The 17,421-nt window shown below is 50.3% G+C and carries 16 protein-coding genes; 7 read left to right on the plus strand and 9 right to left on the minus strand.

Going from position 1 to position 17,421, the window contains the following annotated elements; all coding sequences use genetic code 11:
* Positions 1-138: 138 nt before the first annotated feature.
* Complete coding sequence (locus tag EXW96_RS09700; protein ID WP_062406816.1) at positions 139-2,034, minus strand: PrkA family serine protein kinase; 1,896 nt, start codon at positions 2,032-2,034, stop codon at positions 139-141.
* A gap of 372 nt (positions 2,035-2,406) precedes the next feature.
* Here EXW96_RS09700 and EXW96_RS09705 point away from each other — a divergent pair, with 372 nt between their 5' ends.
* Positions 2,407-3,162, plus strand: coding sequence for a DUF2161 domain-containing phosphodiesterase (locus EXW96_RS09705; RefSeq protein ID WP_174350457.1), 756 nt, complete (start codon positions 2,407-2,409; stop codon positions 3,160-3,162).
* Positions 3,163-3,222: 60 nt separating this feature from the next.
* On the opposite strand, the gene EXW96_RS09710 is transcribed toward EXW96_RS09705, so the two are convergent.
* The 4 genes from EXW96_RS09710 to EXW96_RS09725 all read right to left on the minus strand — a co-directional run bounded on the left by EXW96_RS09710 (position 3,223) and on the right by EXW96_RS09725 (position 7,453).
* Positions 3,223-4,161: an NAD(P)/FAD-dependent oxidoreductase gene (locus EXW96_RS09710; protein WP_174350458.1), complete on the minus strand. Its 939-nt coding sequence runs from the start codon at positions 4,159-4,161 to the stop codon at positions 3,223-3,225.
* 124 nt (positions 4,162-4,285) lie between these two features.
* Entirely contained in the window at positions 4,286-5,584 is a 1,299-nt protein-coding gene (locus EXW96_RS09715) for an ABC transporter substrate-binding protein (RefSeq protein ID WP_054817117.1), read from the minus strand.
* 148 nt (positions 5,585-5,732) lie between these two features.
* On the minus strand, positions 5,733-6,569 hold the full coding sequence (locus tag EXW96_RS09720; protein WP_054817116.1) for a carbohydrate ABC transporter permease: 837 nt from the start codon (positions 6,567-6,569) through the stop codon (positions 5,733-5,735).
* Positions 6,569-7,453, minus strand: coding sequence for a carbohydrate ABC transporter permease (locus EXW96_RS09725; protein WP_062406810.1), 885 nt, complete (start codon positions 7,451-7,453; stop codon positions 6,569-6,571). Before EXW96_RS09725 ends, EXW96_RS09720 begins: the two co-directional genes overlap by 1 nt.
* Positions 7,454-7,643: 190 nt before the next feature.
* Here EXW96_RS09725 and EXW96_RS09730 point away from each other — a divergent pair, with 190 nt between their 5' ends.
* From EXW96_RS09730 to EXW96_RS09745, 4 genes are read left to right on the plus strand one after another with little or no spacing between them, the layout of a single operon-like run.
* Entirely contained in the window at positions 7,644-9,425 is a 1,782-nt protein-coding gene (locus EXW96_RS09730) for a cache domain-containing sensor histidine kinase (RefSeq protein ID WP_174350459.1), read from the plus strand.
* 3 nt (positions 9,426-9,428) lie between these two features.
* Positions 9,429-11,048: a response regulator gene (locus tag EXW96_RS09735; protein WP_174350460.1), complete on the plus strand. Its 1,620-nt coding sequence runs from the start codon at positions 9,429-9,431 to the stop codon at positions 11,046-11,048.
* Positions 11,045-11,473 (plus strand): hypothetical protein, encoded by a 429-nt coding sequence (locus EXW96_RS09740; RefSeq protein ID WP_054817112.1) that lies wholly within the window; start codon positions 11,045-11,047, stop codon positions 11,471-11,473. Before EXW96_RS09735 ends, EXW96_RS09740 begins: the two co-directional genes overlap by 4 nt.
* Before the next feature lie 21 nt (positions 11,474-11,494).
* Positions 11,495-12,571: a phosphodiester glycosidase family protein gene (locus EXW96_RS09745; protein ID WP_174350592.1), complete on the plus strand. Its 1,077-nt coding sequence runs from the start codon at positions 11,495-11,497 to the stop codon at positions 12,569-12,571.
* A gap of 4 nt (positions 12,572-12,575) precedes the next feature.
* Here EXW96_RS09745 and EXW96_RS09750 read toward each other — a convergent pair whose 3' ends face one another.
* On the minus strand, positions 12,576-13,337 hold the full coding sequence (locus tag EXW96_RS09750; RefSeq protein ID WP_174350461.1) for a tyrosine-protein phosphatase: 762 nt from the start codon (positions 13,335-13,337) through the stop codon (positions 12,576-12,578).
* A gap of 372 nt (positions 13,338-13,709) precedes the next feature.
* A complete protein-coding gene (locus tag EXW96_RS09755) occupies positions 13,710-13,913 on the minus strand; it encodes a hypothetical protein (protein ID WP_062406803.1) in 204 nt (67 codons plus the stop codon).
* A gap of 254 nt (positions 13,914-14,167) precedes the next feature.
* Between EXW96_RS09755 and EXW96_RS09760 the strand changes: the two genes are divergently transcribed.
* The gene (locus EXW96_RS09760; protein ID WP_174350462.1) at positions 14,168-15,727 is read left to right on the plus strand and encodes an alpha/beta fold hydrolase; all 1,560 of its coding nucleotides are present in this window, start codon (positions 14,168-14,170) and stop codon (positions 15,725-15,727) included.
* A gap of 9 nt (positions 15,728-15,736) precedes the next feature.
* Here the strand turns inward: EXW96_RS09760 and EXW96_RS09765 are convergent, their stop codons facing one another.
* Both EXW96_RS09765 and trmL read right to left on the minus strand, forming a co-directional pair.
* Entirely contained in the window at positions 15,737-15,994 is a 258-nt protein-coding gene (locus EXW96_RS09765) for an AbrB/MazE/SpoVT family DNA-binding domain-containing protein (protein ID WP_054817108.1), read from the minus strand.
* Between the two features lie 85 nt (positions 15,995-16,079).
* On the minus strand, positions 16,080-16,544 hold the full coding sequence (gene trmL, locus EXW96_RS09770; protein WP_174350463.1) for a tRNA (uridine(34)/cytosine(34)/5-carboxymethylaminomethyluridine(34)-2'-O)-methyltransferase TrmL: 465 nt from the start codon (positions 16,542-16,544) through the stop codon (positions 16,080-16,082).
* A gap of 150 nt (positions 16,545-16,694) precedes the next feature.
* Between trmL and EXW96_RS09775 the strand changes: the two genes are divergently transcribed.
* Complete coding sequence (locus EXW96_RS09775; RefSeq protein WP_302621118.1) at positions 16,695-17,411, plus strand: response regulator transcription factor; 717 nt, start codon at positions 16,695-16,697, stop codon at positions 17,409-17,411.
* Positions 17,412-17,421: the final 10 nt, after the last annotated feature.

Consider the following 17,421-nt stretch of genomic DNA (forward strand, 5'->3'; position numbering starts at 1 on the left):
GAAAACGGGCGCCATCGCTGATCTTTCATGAATCCTGACGCCAAAACAGCCTCCCGGGTCCGATCGCCCCGGGAGGCTGTTCCATTATGATGAGTTCCGGCGTACCGGCGTGTTGCGAGCCTTCCCTGCGCCTCTTGTTTACCGGTTCAGCAGGCTGCCGACATAGCGCAGCAGCTCGTTGGCCGATGCTGTGGTATAGCCGTGCTCTTCGACCAGCCGCTTAATCACTTCATTGATGCGCTTCAGCTGGTTTTCGTCCGGCGTTTTCGTAGACGTCGTAATTTTGACGATATCCTTCAGGTCGGTGAACAGCTTCTTTTCAATCGCCTCGCGCAGACGCTCGTGGCTGCTGTAATCAAAACGTTTTCCTTTGCGCGAGTAGGAGGACATACGGATCAAAATTTCCTCCCGGAACGCTTTTTTCGCATTCTCCGAAATCCCGATCTGCTCTTCAATGGAGCGCATCAGTCTTTCGTCCGGATCCATCTCTTCTCCGGTGAGCGGATCCTTGATTTTCGCCCAATTGCAATAAGCTTCTATATTGTCCAGATAGTTGTTGAAGAGCGTTTTGGCCGACTCGTCGAAGGAGTAGACGAATGCCTTCTGTACCTCTTTTTTCGCCAGCTCGTCGTATTCCTTGCGCGCGATGGAGATAAAATTGAGGTACCTCTCCCGCTCCTCCTTCGTGATGGAAGGATGCTGGTCAAGTCCGTCCTTCAGCGCACGAAGCACATCCAGCGCATTGATAAACTCCAAGTCATGACGGATGAGCGCACTGGAAATCCGGTTGATGACGTAACGCGGATCAATGCCGGTCATGCCTTCTTCCAAATATTCGTTTTGCATCTCCTTCAAGTCCGCTTCCTTGTAGCCCTCGACCTCCTCGCCATCGTACATGCGCATCTTTTTCACGAGATCCATACCCTGCTTTTTGGATTCCTTGAGACGGGTGAGTATGGAGAAAATCGCCGCCGCGCGAAAGGAATGAGGTGCGATATGCACGTGCTTCATGTCGCTTTGCTTGATCAGCTTGGCATAAATTTTTTCTTCCTCCGACACCTTCAGATTGTAAGGAATCGGCATCACGATCATCCGCGACTGCAGCGCTTCGTTCTTTTTATTGGAGATGAACGCCTTGTACTCGGATTCATTCGTATGCGCAATGATGAGCTCGTCGGCCGAAATGAGGGCAAAACGGCCCGCCTTGAAATTGCCCTCCTGGGTGAGCGAGAGCAAGTTCCAGAGGAACTTCTCGTCGCACTTGAGCATTTCCTGAAACTCCATCAGACCGCGATTTGCCTTGTTCAGCTCGCCGTCAAACCGGTATGCCCGCGGGTCCGATTCCGATCCGTATTGGGTGATCGTCGAAAAGTCGATGCTGCCCGTCAGATCCGCTATGTCCTGGGATTTGGGATCCGAGGGGCTGAATGTCCCGATCCCGATCCGGTTTTCCTCAGAAATCAGCACGCGTTCAACCAGCACATCTTCAATACGGCCGCCGTACTCTTCGCGAAGACGAATCTGGCAGGACGGACACAGATTGCCTTCGATTTTGACCCCAAGCTCCGCTTCCACCTCAGGCCGCAGCTCATGAGGAATCAAGTGAAGCGGTTCTTCATGCATCGGGCAGCCCTGGATCGCGTAAACGGCCCCTTCATCGGTTCGTGAAAACTGTTCCAAACCTTTTTTGAGCAAGGTCACGATGGTGGACTTTCCGCCGCTCACCGGACCCATCAGCAGCAGTATCCGTTTGCGGACATCCAGCCGTCTGGCGGCAGAATGAAAATACTCCTCTACGAGCTTTTCAATCGCCAGGTCCAGCCCGAAAATCTCTTTTTCAAAGAAGTTATACTTTCGACGCCCATTCTCCTCTACTATGCCTTGGGAGGCAATCATCTCATACACTCGCGCATGAGCCGTCATTGCCAACCGCGGATTTTCCCGCAGTTTTTCTATATACTCGGCGAACGTTCCTGCCCAAGCAAGCCTTTCCGTTTCCGTGCGATAATCGGCGATTTTTTTGAATAAGTCCATGATTCAACCTCCTCCGGGTTTTGCGCGGCAACCTTTTTCATAAGCACAGGTTGAGTTTTGCAGTGCAAAACCGATTTCAACTTCTTCCGCTGCATGGCACTAAACGCTTCGAAAAGCTTCTTCAGGGTGACGTCCATACATGCTCAGTGCAACCTAAGATATCTTTCCTTACATCTTCTTTAAAATTTTGAAGTGTATTAAATAACTATGCAGTGAACGGGAGTAAGTTGACCGAAATTTTAGACAAAATTGGCCAAAACCTTAAATGAGGCGAAAGGCTTATCCAAAGGGGAACGATAAGAATGGAAAGGAGCGGAAAGTACGGCTGTGGTATAATAATCGTACGATGAAAGCTTAAAGGAGAACAACACCATGGCGATTAAAAGCGAAACCGAACTGTACGCCCCGGTCAAGGCTTATTTGGAGCGGCTTGGCTACGAGGTGCGCGGGGAAGTGCGCCACTGCGATTTGGTGGCGGTTCGCGAAGAAGAACCCCCTCTCATCGTCGAGCTCAAAAAAAGCTTCTCCATCCCGCTCCTTCTGCAGGCCATTGATCGGTTGCGGATCAGCCGTTCGGTCTACGTTGCATTCGAGCGCCCGAATAAAGGCCGCGCCCCCCATGGCGCCAGCTGGCCCGAGCTGCGCAAGCTTTGCGGCATGCTGGGGGTGGGGATGATCACTGTGCAGTTCTACAAAACCCGCAAGCCCCGAGTCGAAGTGGAATGCCATCCGCCGGCAGCGCTTACGGCTGCTGCAGCCGATCAGCCCAAAGGACCGCGCCACAACAAATACGCCGCGGGCAAGCTGATGCGGGAGTTTCGTGAGCGCGGAGCCGATTACAATGTCGGCGGGAGCTCAAAGCGCAAACTCATCACCGCGTATCGCGAAAAATCGATTCATTTGGCCTCCCTGCTCCGGCAATTCGGACCGTTGAGTCCGCGGCAGCTTCGCGACCTGACAGGCAATCCTCAAGCTGCGGGCATGCTGCAAAAAAATGTTTATCGTTGGTTCCAGCGCGTCGACCGGGGAATCTACACCCTTTCACCGCTTGGTCTGGAGGCTTTGACGACCTACGCTCATGTTGCGGAGACCCTTCCGGTTCCCGTTCCTATCGATTCCGCAAAGTAAAAAGGCCGTTCAGGGAAGCGTCACAGCCGGAGGGAACGTAAAGATGCAGGTCCGTTTCCTCTAATCACGTATCCGGGCCGCCTTGTCGGCTGCACGCTTCATCAGTTCCTTGTGGATCCAGATAGCGGCTTGCGCCCCTTCGCCCATCGCAATCGTCAGCTGTTCCGAATGAATACCGACGTCTCCCGCCGCCCATACGCCGGGCACGGACGTCATTTTGGTGCGGGGATTGGTTACGATATGCTTGTTCTCCAGCCGTTCCACCCCCAGCGATACCGCCCAATCCGTATGAACCTTGTTGCCGCCGAAGGCGATAAACCCCCTCTCCCCTTCCAGAATCCGTCCATCCGTTAGCCGGACGCCGCCGAATGACCCCTCCGCCCCATCGGGTCCGCTCAGCACTTGTTCGATCTCCGCTTCCTCCACATCGATCCTGGCTTCATGCAGCTTGTCGAGCTTATCGGGTCGGATCGCCGTCTTCTCATGATTTACAAAAATAATCCGGTCTGTCCAGTAGCGAAGCGTCAAAGCCATTCCCGCCCCGGGGTCCCCCGCTCCCATCACGATCGTCCGTTTGCCGCTGACTTCATACCCGTCGCAATCGGGGCAGACATACACGCTGATCCCCATCATCTCTTCCAGCCCGGGCAGCGGCGGATAGCGGTCCGTTATCCCCGTTGCAATGAGCAGTGTCCGTCCTTTGACCGATCCTCTGCCGTCCGCCAAGCTGACTTCAATATCATCGCCGGATTTTACGGCAGCCACCGCCTCGCCCTGCTGAAAGCTGACGCCCAGTCTCTGCGCCTGCTCTCTCCCCAGACGCCTTAGTTCAGTGCCCGCTACGCCGCCGGGCCATCCGAGCACGTTATGGTAGCGGCGGCAAAGCGTGGATCTCCCCTGGCCCTTATCGGCGACAAGCACCTGATGGCGGTACCTTCCCAGCTGAATGGCGGCCTGCAGTCCGGCAATCCCACCGCCAACGATGATGCAATCGTACATGGTCTTCGTCCTTTCTCACCGTTTTTAATAGCTTCCCTCCTCCTTTTTTTTACATACGCGCCGATATCCTTTTCAGCGCAAAAAAAGCCCGGCGCGCAATCTTCTTGCGGCCAGGCCGTATGCTTTACTTCTTCAAGCTGTCCCAGGTTTGCTGGAACTCGGTCAGCATTTGGTCTTTCGTCTTCTGCTTCGCAACGTAAGCTTGCATGGTCGCTGCGAATTTCTTGCTGGAAGCTTCGCCTCCAGGGAATTTAAACCAGTTCCAGCTGAGCGTTTTGTTCTCTTTGCTGTATTTTATAATGTCGGCCGCCAAAGGTCCGAGAATCTTCTCGTCGCCTTGAATATTCGTAAAGGCCGGGATGAACTTGAACTCTTCAACCATATATTTCTTGCCTATCTCGGAAGTCACCAGCCAGTTCAGGAACTTCTTGGCTTCTTCTTTATTAGGGGAGTTTTTGTTGATCACCCAGTTGTTCGGAACGCCTACCGGCAGCTTATCGTTTGCAGCCGCATCATCGCTGATCGGCATCGGGAGGAAGCCAACATTCAGATTCGGGTTCGTTTGGGTCAGCTGCAATTGTGTCCAGTTCCCTTGCTGCGTCATTGCCGCCTTGCCTGTAGCAAAATCGGTCACTTGTGTTTTGTAGTCGGTTTGCAGCGGGTTTTTGTTGCCGTACTGCAGCTGCAGATCAAACAGCTTCACCCAATTCTCGAACTGGGGATTACCCGGAATTTTCGCTGTGCCGTCGTTAAGACCTTTCACAAAGGCGTTCACGTCAGGCTGATGCGCGAAAGGCAGGTTCACAAAGTGGTTGCCGAGCACCCACCATTCCCCGTAGCCGTTCACAAAAGGAGTGATCCCCTTGGCTTGAAGCTTTTTCGCCGCATCTTCGAGCTGGGACAGCGTCTTAGGCAACTCCGTGATACCCGCTTGCTCGAACAAGTCTTTGTTGTACAGGAAGCCGTAGCCTTCGAGGTTCAGCGGCTGGCCGTACAGCTTGCCGTCCTTGGTCATAGGCTCCTTGGCTACCGGTACCAGATCCTTCACCCAAGGCTGGTCGGACAAATCCTCCAAATGCTCGATCCACTTGTCAAGGTCGGAGAAACCGCCATTGTTGAACAAATCGGGCTTATCGCCGGAGTTAAATTTAGCCATCAGCGCTGCGCCGTAATCCGCGCCGCCGCCGACGGTGTCGATTTGAATTTTTACGCCCGGATTTTCTTTCTCATATTCTGCGGCCAGCTTGGCGAGCGGCTCTGCGATTTCCACTTTAAACTGGAACACCTTAAGCGTTACGTTCTTGCCTCCCGCAGCTCCGTCCGTACCCGGGCTTGGCGCTTCTTCTTGCTTCGCGCAGCCTACGGCGGTCGACATCAGCATAACGGCTGCCAGGCTTATGCCGGCAAACTTTTTAAGTTTCATGGTGGGAACCTCCCTCTTTTTTACTGCTTTTTATCCAAGTTGCAAATTTATTGTATAAAATGCCCCAGGCGTCGACCACTGAGAATATTGACCGAAAAGGTGGAACATTTTGAACAACCGCTTTCATTATGCGCCCGATGCGCGTGGATCAGCCTTTTACCGAGCCTGCCGTAATACCTTCAATAATGTATTTTTGCATGGATAAGAAGAAAAGGATGATAGGAATGACACCCAGCACCAAAGCCGCCAAAGCGAGATCCCACTGCTTCGTATACTGGCCGAAGAAGGCAAAGGTGGCCAGAGGGATCGTCCGCAGATCAGGGCTGTTCAGCACCAGCAGCGGAAGCAGGAAATCGTTCCAAATCCACAAGCTGTTCAATAGAATAACTGTTACGCTCATCGGCTTCAGCAGCGGAAAAATAATTTTCCAAAATACACCGTAAGGAGTACATCCGTCCACGGTAGCCGATTCCTCGATTTCCTTCGGAATCGATTTAATAAATCCGTGATACAAAAACACATTCAGCGATACGCCGAATCCGAAATAGCAGATAATGAGTCCGGTCCGGCTGTCCATCAGATTAAGTTCGCTTGCCACTCTTACCAGCGGAATCATGATCGACTGGAATGGAATGACCATCGCGGCGACGAACGCAAGGAAAACCAGATTGTTGAACCTGGACGGTCGGCGGACGAGCCGGTAGGCAGCCATGGAGCTGATGATGACAAGCCCCACATTGCTGATGACCGTAATCCACAAGGAGTTCATGAACACCTTCGGAAATTTCATGATTTCCCAGGCTCTGATATAGTTGTCAAAGTTGATCGACTTGGGCAGGTTGGCCGAGTTGACCAGCAGATCTCCAAACGTCTTCATGGAATTGACGATAACGAAGTAGAACGGCGCCAGAAACAGCAGTCCCAACAAGATGGCGAGCACTTCCAGCAGAAATGTGCGGCTGTTGTAATTTTTAACCGATGGCATTACACCTCAACCTCCCTTTTCTTCGTGATGCTCACTTGAACCAGCGTAATCAGCGCCACGACAACGAAGAAAATTAAGGCTTTGGCCGTCCCGAGGCCGTAACGGTTATTGCGGAACGCTTCTTCATAGATGTTGAGCGCGACGGATTGGGTCGAGTTGAATGGTCCTCCTTGCGTCAAGGAGACGTTCAAGTCATACATTTTGAATGCCCAGGAAATCGTCAGGAACAAACATACCGTGACTGCCGGCATAATCATGGGCAACGTAATGTGACGCAGGGTTTGAAAGCGGGTGGCCCCGTCAATGTAAGCCGCTTCCGTCAGCTCTCTAGGCACGTTGGACAGACCCGCGATATAGATAACCATCAGATACCCGGCCGTTTGCCAAACGCTGACGATGATCAAGCCCCAGAACGCCGTAGGCGCATCGCCAAGCCAAGGCAGCTGGAAGAAGGCAAGCTGGGTCAGCTCTCCGATCGTGGCAAAGCCTTTAACGAAAATAAACTGCCAAATAAAGCCAAGCAGCAGGCCCCCGATGACGTTAGGCATAAAAAAGATGGTGCGAAGCACATTTCTGGTCTTTAATGCCTGTGACAGCAGAAGAGCCAGCAGGAAACCGAGAACGTTGGCCAGGATGACGTTCGTTATCGTAAACCGGGTTGTAAACCAGAATGACCGGTGAAAGTCTTTATCCGTCAACAAAATATGAGTAAAGTTATCAAATCCGGCCCACTTCACATCCGAAGTGACGCCGTTCCACTCCGTAAATGAGTAATAGATGCTCATGAGAAACGGAATGATGATGATGACCGAAAAGAACAATAATGCCGGTCCTACAAACACGAGCTGCTGAAGCAGATCAGCCCTGCGCTGATTCTTTTTCATGGCTTAACGCCCCCTTTTTCCTCATTTAGAAGTTTTTAATTAAAATTTGCAGATGGCCGGTAAAGTATACCCTTAGTATAGAAGCTGCCGCTTGGGAACAACATGGATTATGGTGACGTAACAGGTGGAATTTATTGATCTCTCCTGTTACAATAAGGGCTCAAACACTTTGGGGGGAGGAGCCTGTGCCTTGATACGCAACAGCATCCGGAACAAGCTGATCGTATTCCTGCTTGCCGCGACCATCATCCCGTTCTCCACCTCAATAGCGATGACTTATTTTATAACGAAGCACAATGTGATCGAAGAGACGATAAAGACCAATTCCAACTTAATCTATCAGGGAAAAACCAATATTACGAATCACTTGAACGTCATTCAGCAAGCCTCTTTGTCCATTTATAACGACACGTCTCTTTACGGTGCGGTGGAGAACGGCGCAGTCAATTACCTGGACCGGGGGGAAATCTTCCGCGGGATGCAGGCCATCGTCATGTCGGTAAAGGAAATCCAGCAAGCCTATTTATATTTGTCCAATTCCAATAAATCTTTTTTGTTCTCACAAGGGAATATATTCCGCAACGAAGGGACCGGGCCGAAATATGTGCCTCAAGTCGGCAAATCCGACACCGTCCTGGAGCCGACGCATCTGAGCCATACGTACAAATCCAGCGGGTTCAATCCGCTGCCCTCCGTTCCCGTGTTTACCCTGCACCGCTCTATTACGAACGCCGTTACAATGAAGGAATTCGGAACGCTGTCGATCGATGTGAATCTGAATATGATCCGGTCGATTGCTGAACAGCTGTACGAACAAGGAAAAGAGCAGTTGTTCATTCTCGATTCCGGGGGTACGGTCATTTACGGCCCTGATCCCATGCTGCTGGGCCAAACGCTTGAGGACGGCTGGGTGAAGCATCTGCAGCAGCTGGATCAGCCGAGCGGAAACTTCGAGTGGAACAGCGACGAGTTTAAAGGCATTCACATTTATGAACGCATGGATTCGCCTTATCATGATTGGATTCTTGTCAAACGGATTCCAAACGAGCTGCTGAACAGCAATGCCAGACAAATAACGGAAATCAATATGATGATTCTGATTGCATTCATGATCGTCGTCATTGGCGCCACCTTGGTGATTTCGATCCGGTTCACTACCCCTATCAAGCGGCTGATCGGAACAATCGGAAAAATTCAAACCGGCAACATGCACGCCGATATCGACGTCAAAGGTAATGACGAGTTTGCTATTCTGGCCGGCCGCTTCCGCAGCATGATGGAAAGAATCAACAATTTGATTATGCGGGAATATCAGCTCGAAATCGCCAACAAAACGAATCAGCTCAAGGCGCTGCAGGCGCAAATCAATCCGCACTTTTTGTATAATTCACTGCAATCGATCGGAACGCTGGCTTTGCAGCACAACGCTCCTCAGGTGTATTCGCTGATCTCCTCGCTGGCCAAGCTGATGCGCTACAGCATGAATAGCGATACGGTGGTCCCGTTTGCAAGCGAGCTCTCTCATGTGAAAGCTTATCTGGAGCTGCAAATGCAGCGTTTTGAACACAAACTGACGGTGAACTATGAGGCGGATGAAAGCATCATGCATATTCCGGTGCCCAAAATGATTTTGCAGCCACTTGTGGAAAATTACTTTAAACACGGCTTCGATCAGCGGTCGGTTTCGGAAACCTTGACGATAGCCGCCCGACTTGGGGATGACGGGCGGATGGAAATCCGGGTACAGGATGAAGGAACAGGCATGACCGAAGATACGCTTCAGAAGCTGCGGCGCAGACTGGAAGCCCGGCCGCGGCATCAGCAGGAAGAAGAAAGCATTGGCCTTATCAATGTCATGTCCCGTTTGAGGCTCTATTACGAGGATGAAGCGGAAATGATCGTCGATCATAACAAGCCTTCAGGGGTTACGGTAACCCTTCGCATACCGACGCTGCCAAAGGAGGCTTCTTAAGGGATGAAAGCCATCATTGTAGATGATGAGAAGCACGTGCGCGATGCCATAAAGCTTCTCGTGCCCTGGAATAACTTCGGTATTACCGCCGTGCTGGAGGCTCAGGACGGCGTGGAGGCTATCCAACAAATTGAAGAGCATAAACCCGAAATTATATTTACGGATATGATGATGCCGCTCAAAAACGGCATGGAGCTGATGGAATGGCTTCAAACGAACTATCCTGCGGGGAAAACGATCGTCGTGAGCGGTCATGACGATTTCGAGCTGCTCCGGCATGTCATCAAATACGGCGGCATCGACTACATTCTTAAACCGATAGATGCCGAGCAGCTTCATGGCGCGCTCGCCAAAGCCGTAACGCGCATCCGTGAGGAGGAAGCGGAGCGGTCCAGGCAAACCGAACGAAACATCGAAAGGAATCAGCTCCGGCCGGTATACTGGGAGAAAAGCTTGTCGGGGCTGATAACGGAACCGTCGGGGTATGAGAGCATGGCGGATGCCCTGCAGGAGGAGTTTGGGTTAAGCCGGGACGTTCGCGAATGCAAAGTGGCGATTTTGAGCGTGGATACGCTCAGCGCCGCTTTGAAAAATAAATTCGGCAAACATACGGAATTGCTTTTCTTCTCTTTGACGAACATCAGCAATGAAATGCTCGCTGAAGGCCTCAAACGCCTAGGAGTGGCATACCGCTATTGGAACAGCGACAATGAGGTTCTGATCTTGTTTTATGAGGAGCTGGACACCGCGGAGCAGTTGCTTGCACGATTGCAGCAGGGGATCCGGTCCGTTTTGGGGAGCACCCTTGATATCGGCATCAGCTTGCGCAGGCCGTTCCCGGCCGGTTTATCCGCGGCATACACGCAAGCGCGTCTTGCGCTGAGAAACCGGAACCTGCTGACCAAGACCAAAGCCATCTATACGTTTGACCCGAACCCGCCGGCGCCGCCCAAGCCGCTTTCCTTTACGGACTATGCGGAAGCCTTCAAGCTGGCTGTACAAAGCGGCAGCGAAAAGCAGATCCGCAAAGCGGTTCTGGAATGGACTTCTGCGGTTCGCGGACAGTCTTCCATTACGATCGGGCAGTTGGAGCTGTGGTGGCATGAGTACAATGTATCCCGGAACCGTTGGCTTACAGAGATGTTCGGGAAGGGTCTTCCTTCCTTCGGCCAGAGTGAAGGCTATGCTTTCATTCTCCCGCTGGACGAACAGGGGGCCTTCTCCATCGATTTGTGGGAGCAGCAGCTTATCCGCAGCCTGACGGAGATGTCCCGCCTGCTGCTCACCCAGCAGCAGCAGGATAGCAACGTTATTTTTGACATTGCCAGGTATATTCAGCATCATTATCATCAGGATATTACGCTTCAGGAAATCGCCAACCATTTTTACTTGAGCCGGGAATATATCTCCCGCAAGTTTAAGCAGGAATTTCACGTCAACATTTCCGATTATATAAGCGGCATCCGCATCGACAAAGCCAAGATGCTGTTGTTGAATCCCCACCTGCGCATTGCTCAGGTAGCCGCGATGGTCGGGTACGACGACGAGAAATATTTCAGCAAAGTATTCAAGAAAGCGGTTGGCATGTCCCCGAATGAATATAGGAAGGTGAACCAACCATGAATACACCCCTCGAACCGCAGCCGTCTCAAAAGGTTGAACGCTCCGGCAGAGTAAACACGAAGAAGAAAGCCTATGCCGTACTGTTTTTGACCTGGGCGCTACTGGTGGGCTTGGGCGCTTGGGGCGCTAAGCTGTATACCGACCATCTGAAGGTGCAAATGACAGATGAGATTGCCAAGCAGACCCGTGATCAGCTTGCAGCCATCCAAAGCCAATACCAGCAGGAAATCGCCGGATTGAAGGAAAGCCTGGCCGCGGATATGGCCAAGCTCCAGTCGAAAATCGATTCCGTAAACGAACTGCTCGCTTTTACCAAGGACAGTGCAAGCAGCAGGACCGACAACAGCAATCAGCTCTACACCCAATTAGCCGATGTACGGCAGAAACTCGATGAGCTGAAGAAACAGCTTGACGCGTTGAAGTAGCAAGGAAGGTGATTCGCCATGATGGACACGATACGGCAAATAAACCGGTTGATGCTGCTGGTTTGCGCGCCTTTTACCGGAATCATGATATTCCTGCTGTTCTCCCCCATGTCCGTTGCGCTTCCTGAGCAGGAACACATTGCCGCCAACGGATGGACGATGCCGGATAGCGTGCAGACGGCCGTAAGCCAACTGGACCAAGCGATCGAGGCCGCCGCTTTGACCCGGTCGACGATCGAGAAGCATTACGAGCTCTATTCCAAGAGCACGGCCGAAGCAGCCGGTATGTCCCGCACGGCCGAGCTCGCTGCCCAGCGACCCAGGATCATTTTTGACGCCAGGATCGGGCTCAAGCTGGGAGGCCATGCGATTCGATCCACATCAGGCCCCAATGCGGATATAAAGCTGTACTCCTTTAACGAACGGAACTATAAAGCCTATGCGCTTAAAGTGGATTTAAAATCGGATAAAGCGATGCAAATGGTGCTGGGGCAGGATAAGGTCGGCGGCAGCGAGACAACGCTTGAGGCCGCAAGCCGCTATGGAGCTACAGCCGGGGTCAATGCCGGCGGGTTTGCCGACGACAGCCGCAGCGGCAGGCGCTATCCGCTCAGCACGACGATGTACAACGGCAAATATGTCTACGGGTTCGAGCCAACCTTTGCAGACCTGGCATTTATCGGGCTAAGCAAGGACCGCAAGCTGATCGGGGGCAAATTCACGAGACAGGCGGATTTGGACAAGCTCAATCCAAACTTCGGGGCGACCTTTGTCCCAATCCTTCTTCAAAACGGGAATAAACAGGCCATTCCGCAGCAATGGCTCACTTCTCCCGCCCGTGCGCCGCGGACGGTTGTCGGCAATTTTAAGAATGATCAATTGCTGTTCCTGGTTACCGACGGCTACGATGAGAAAGGGAATTCGGGGGCTACGCTGCCCGAGCTGCAGGACAAGCTACTTTCTTTGGGAGTGAAGGATGCTTACAATCTGGACGGCGGAGGTTCTTCCAGCCTGATTTATGAAGGTCAGGTCATTAACAGGCCTTCGGACAATGGACGGCTCAGAAAGCTGCCCACCCACTTTTTATTTTTCAAATGACCTTTTACCATAGCTTCCACCATTTCCTGTTCAGCAATACCGGCTGTAAAGTACGGATCTCCAAACGGCTGATCAAACGTTCAGTGTTGTCTTTGAGCTCCTCCGCCAAAGTTTCGTTCAAGTGAGCAGATATCGCGGCGTAGGCGTTTTTGAGTCCGAAGGGCCTGTCGTTTATATTATGTGCATCGGATGAAATCATATGGACCATCCCCTGCCTGCACCATTCCAGGCACAACTTTTGCAGCTTGCGCCCGAATCGTCCATCGACGGCATGTGAGGTCAGCTGGGTCAAAGCTCCCCGTTCCAATAACCGCATCAGCACGGACGGAGACGACGCCAATTCCGCATTCCGCTCCGGATGAGCGATAATGGGGGTAATGCCCAGGACTATCAATTCATGAATCATCTCCTCCGTGTAGGAGGGGACCATGCCTGATGGAAGCTCTAACAAAAGATATTTTGACCCGGATAATGTGATGATTTTTCCTTGTTCAAGATCTTCTAGTAAGCCTTGGTGAATCCGAACCTCTTGCCCGGGCAGCACCTCCAAAGCGATCCGGTGCTCGCTAAGCGCCAGGTTGAGGGCCTGAGTGCGTTTTTGGATCTCATGCCCGGGATTATCATATCTTCCGTTGGCATGGTGAGGAGTCGCTATGACGGCCTTGATTCCTTCTTGGACAGCAGCACGCGCCATCAGGATGGCTTCCTGCTCATCCTGCGCGCCATCGTCGATTCCTGGCAAAATATGCGTATGTATATCGATCATGATCTCCATTCCTTCTTCATGCAAATGATTTTCAGGAAAGATGTTCACATATTTATAAGTTTTCTTTTCTTGTACCGTTGGGTATAATATGCAATGGGAGGTGCAATAGCGATGTCAGCCACGTTCTGGATTATGATTCTAATCTTATTGATGTTCATCACCGCGATACTTACAGCAGCCTATAATGATGATAAAACCAAAGGACTATGATCGAAAAAGTAGTATCGACCTGTTGCCACACGGGTTGGTGCTATTTTTTTACTTTTTAATCCTTTTTACGGGATGCAGATGCCCATCGCTTTTTCAGTTGACTGTAGATACATATTGTATCATACTATTAGTTACTAAACTACATCCCTCATGCGGTCAAAACTACAATGGATTCATATTACCGGTTTGATCATGATTGACAGACTTTAGCACTTTGGTAAATTCAACTTTTTTTAAAGTTTGTGCCTGAGTCCAAGCCCATTCCGGTTGCTTCGATTGATTGTTCAGCATAAATTGGGAGCTGATCCCCAATTGATCTAATATTTTAGCAACATCGATGTTGATGATTTTTTTGGATTCCGACACCTTTTCAACACTCCGTTTCTATTAACAATTATCCCGAATGATGACCTCTCTTCATAAATTGGAAGAAATATAGGATATATTTCCTCCTCTTGTTTAGCTTACCAAATCTAGCGTTACAAAATAGTTACAAAATCCAGTTATTCGTTATCGATTATTAACTATTCTTTTATTTTTACATGAAAGTTTACTATAATCATATTACGGGTCCCAGTTCTTAAAGTCTGCTTCTTGGAATGTCGGAGGACTTTCATCGCATGAATTATATACAAACCGGCGATATTCAATCTTATTATGAATATTATGAATCTGCATCTACGTCTTCAACAACCATTGTATTTATTCATGGGACGGGGCTCGACAGCAGCTATTTTCACTATCTTATACCGATCTTAAGGCAGCAGTACTCCATACTGCTTTATGATTTGAGAGGCCATGGACAAAGTGAAGACGGCGGCAAGGCCGCAACTATAGAATTGCTCTGCGATGATTTATTATCGTTGGTTCAAGCCTTAGGTCTTCACAACCTTGTGATCGTCGGTCACACATTCGGGGCAAACATCGCTGTTCATTTTGCCGATAGGTATGAAACGCTTATCGAAAGTCTGATATTGATCTCGCCTCAGGCTTTTTTGCCGCTGCCTCCGTTGGCCAGTGAAAAGGAATTGCGGGAAGAGCTGGCAAAAGCTCGAACATTGGATAAGTTGGGAGAATTCATGGTTCAGCGTTTAACCGTAAAGCATAAAGACCACTCGATAGCAAAACGGATCATTCAATCCTATGCCCGGCTGCCCGTTAAAATGTATATGAATCATATAGAAATCGCCTGTCAATTCAAGCTCGAGCATTTGCGCCGGATTCATAAGCCTGCATTAGTATTATCCGGCGAATCGGATCCTCTGTTCCCGCCTTCTTTCACCAGCCTTTATAATTCATTTCTTCATCATTCCAAGTTCCTTATTGTACCGGACTCATCGAATATGGTTTTTTTCGATCAGCCGGCGGTTACCGTGGAGTGGATCATGAAGTTTATTCAGAGGCCGAAAAGCATTAGAACGGATACTTATGTTTTTACTGACAGGTTCCTGCAGCAGCTTATGCTGGAGGGATATAACCGGCTTGTCGCCCGGAATAAGGTATCCATTCAATGCATGGGCGGCTTTGAAGTCCAAATGAACGGCCGGGTGATCCGGGAAGGCTGGAACACCCGATATGCCAAAAATATCCTGATCTACCTGGCATTTCGCAAAACCGCAACAAGGGAAGAACTGTGCGATATGCTTTTTCCGGAGATGACCGCCAAAAAAGCGCTTGGCAATCTCAGGGTGTATCTGAATCATTTTGCGAAGCTGTTTGAAGCCCGCCCTGAAGAGCCGCCATGTCTGGCCATTGACCGGGATTCGATTTATTTCAAATGCGCCGTTGAATGCGATTTGGCAGATGTCATGGAGGAAATGAACCGGAGCCTGGAGGAGAAGGATTCCATGCTGAAATATGCCATGTGCAAGCTGATTCTGCCGCGCGCCACCCAGCATATTCTGCCGGGCTGCTTTGACGCTTTTTCTCTCTCCTTAAAGGAGAAGTTTGCACAGGACTGGGAAAAACTGGCCATATGGGCCGCGGATTACTGCTGTAAGCTGGAGCAATTTGAGGAGGCTGCCCAGTTTATCCGCAGCTGTCTGCATTCCTATCCCAATGATGAAGGCTTAATCGAACGCATGGTAGCGATTCAAAAATTAACCAATAATAAAAAAGAACTGCGTAAATGGACCCGAAAGAAAAAAGCATCGCGCCCCGATCATTATCGGGAGACGTGATGCTCTCTTCTATTCTTTATTTTGTTTCAATAATTGCATTTCACCAAGACACTCCGCACAAATATGCCGTTCTCTGAATTCGCTCACCAGTTCCATTGATCCGCAAAAGACGCAGCGCGGACGGTATCTCTCCAGAATGATATGATCTCCGCTAACCAAAATCTCTACAGGATCTCCCTCATTCATTTGATACCGTTTACGCAAAGACTTCGGCAGCACGATCCTCCCCAATTGGTCGACTTTTCTAACAACACCTGCCGGTTTCATGATCTAGTCACCTCGCTTATCGATAACTGTCTGCTATTTTACTTTATACAGTTCGACGCCTATGAGGGAATTCCTTCCGTCTTGTTCATTTCAACCCTTGAAAGCCGGTTTGCCTCAGTCCCTCATATAATATGATGGCCGCAGAATTGGATAAATTCAGCGAACGAACCGCTTCTGTCATAGGCATCCGCATCAGTGCCGTTGGATGCTGCTCCAAAATCTTGGCGGGCAGCCCCTTCGTCTCTTTGCCGAATACCAAAAAGTCTCCATCCTGAAATGAAAACTCCGTATACAGCTTGTCCGCTTTGGTCGTTGCAAAGAAAAAGCGTGAATCTTTGTACTTATCCTTCACTTCCTGGAATGAATCATGATATTCGATATTCACCGCGTGCCAGTAATCCAGACCCGCACGTTTTAACGTTCTGTCATCCGTATTAAATCCCAGCGGCCTGACCAGATGAAGCCAGGTTCCCGTAGCAGCGCAGGTTCTGGCGATATTGCCGGTGTTTGCGGGTATTTCGGGTTCAACCAATACGATATGAAATGCCATTTGTCTTGAGTCCACTCCTCTTTCAACGTCAACCACTAGACTACTAAATCTTTGTCAATTTTAACATACATTTTACGCTTTCTTAATACAAGGATGATCCAGTGATGCCATAATACAAATATCAAGTGCACATAAAAAGGAGACTCTCGAATGTTGAAGAAAAAAATTCTTGTCGTTGACGACGAACCTTCGATTTCGATGCTCATTGAATTCAACCTTAAATTGGTTGGCTATGATGTTCACTGTGTCTATGATGGAGAATCCGTATTCAGTACAATCAAGGAATATCGACCGGACCTTATTGTTCTTGATCTGATGCTGCCCAAGGTGGACGGCTTCCAGGTCTGCCGCCGGCTTCGCTCCCAAAATAACCTGGTTCCTATTATTATGCTCACCGCCATGCATGATCTTTCCGACAAAATTGCAGGACTCGACAACGGTGCGGATGACTACATGACCAAGCCCTTCAGCCCGCAGGAGCTGATCTCGCGTATCCAGGCCATATTGCGCCGCTCCCAATTGCTCCCGTCCGCAGGGGAAGATACCCCGGTCACCATCGGAGAAATCGAGATCCTTCCGGAGCAGCGCGAGGTGAAAGTAAGAGACGAATTCATTGAACTCACGCCCAAAGAATTCGACCTGCTCCTGTTCCTTTGCAAGCACCGCGGCAAAGTACTCAGCCGGCAGCAGCTGCTTCACGGCGTTTGGGATTATCATTTCCTGGGGGATACGCGCATCGTCGATGTCCACATCAGCCATCTGCGCGACAAAATCGAAAATCAAGCGCGCAACCCCGAATATATTGTAACCATTCGCAACGTCGGATACAAATTGATAGAGCCTGCTGCCAAAGAATCTTTGGCCTAAAAGCAAAAAA

Source organism: Paenibacillus sp. JMULE4 (assembly GCF_013337105.1).
Taxonomy (GTDB): Bacteria; Bacillota; Bacilli; order Paenibacillales; family NBRC-103111; genus Paenibacillus_G; species Paenibacillus_G naphthalenovorans.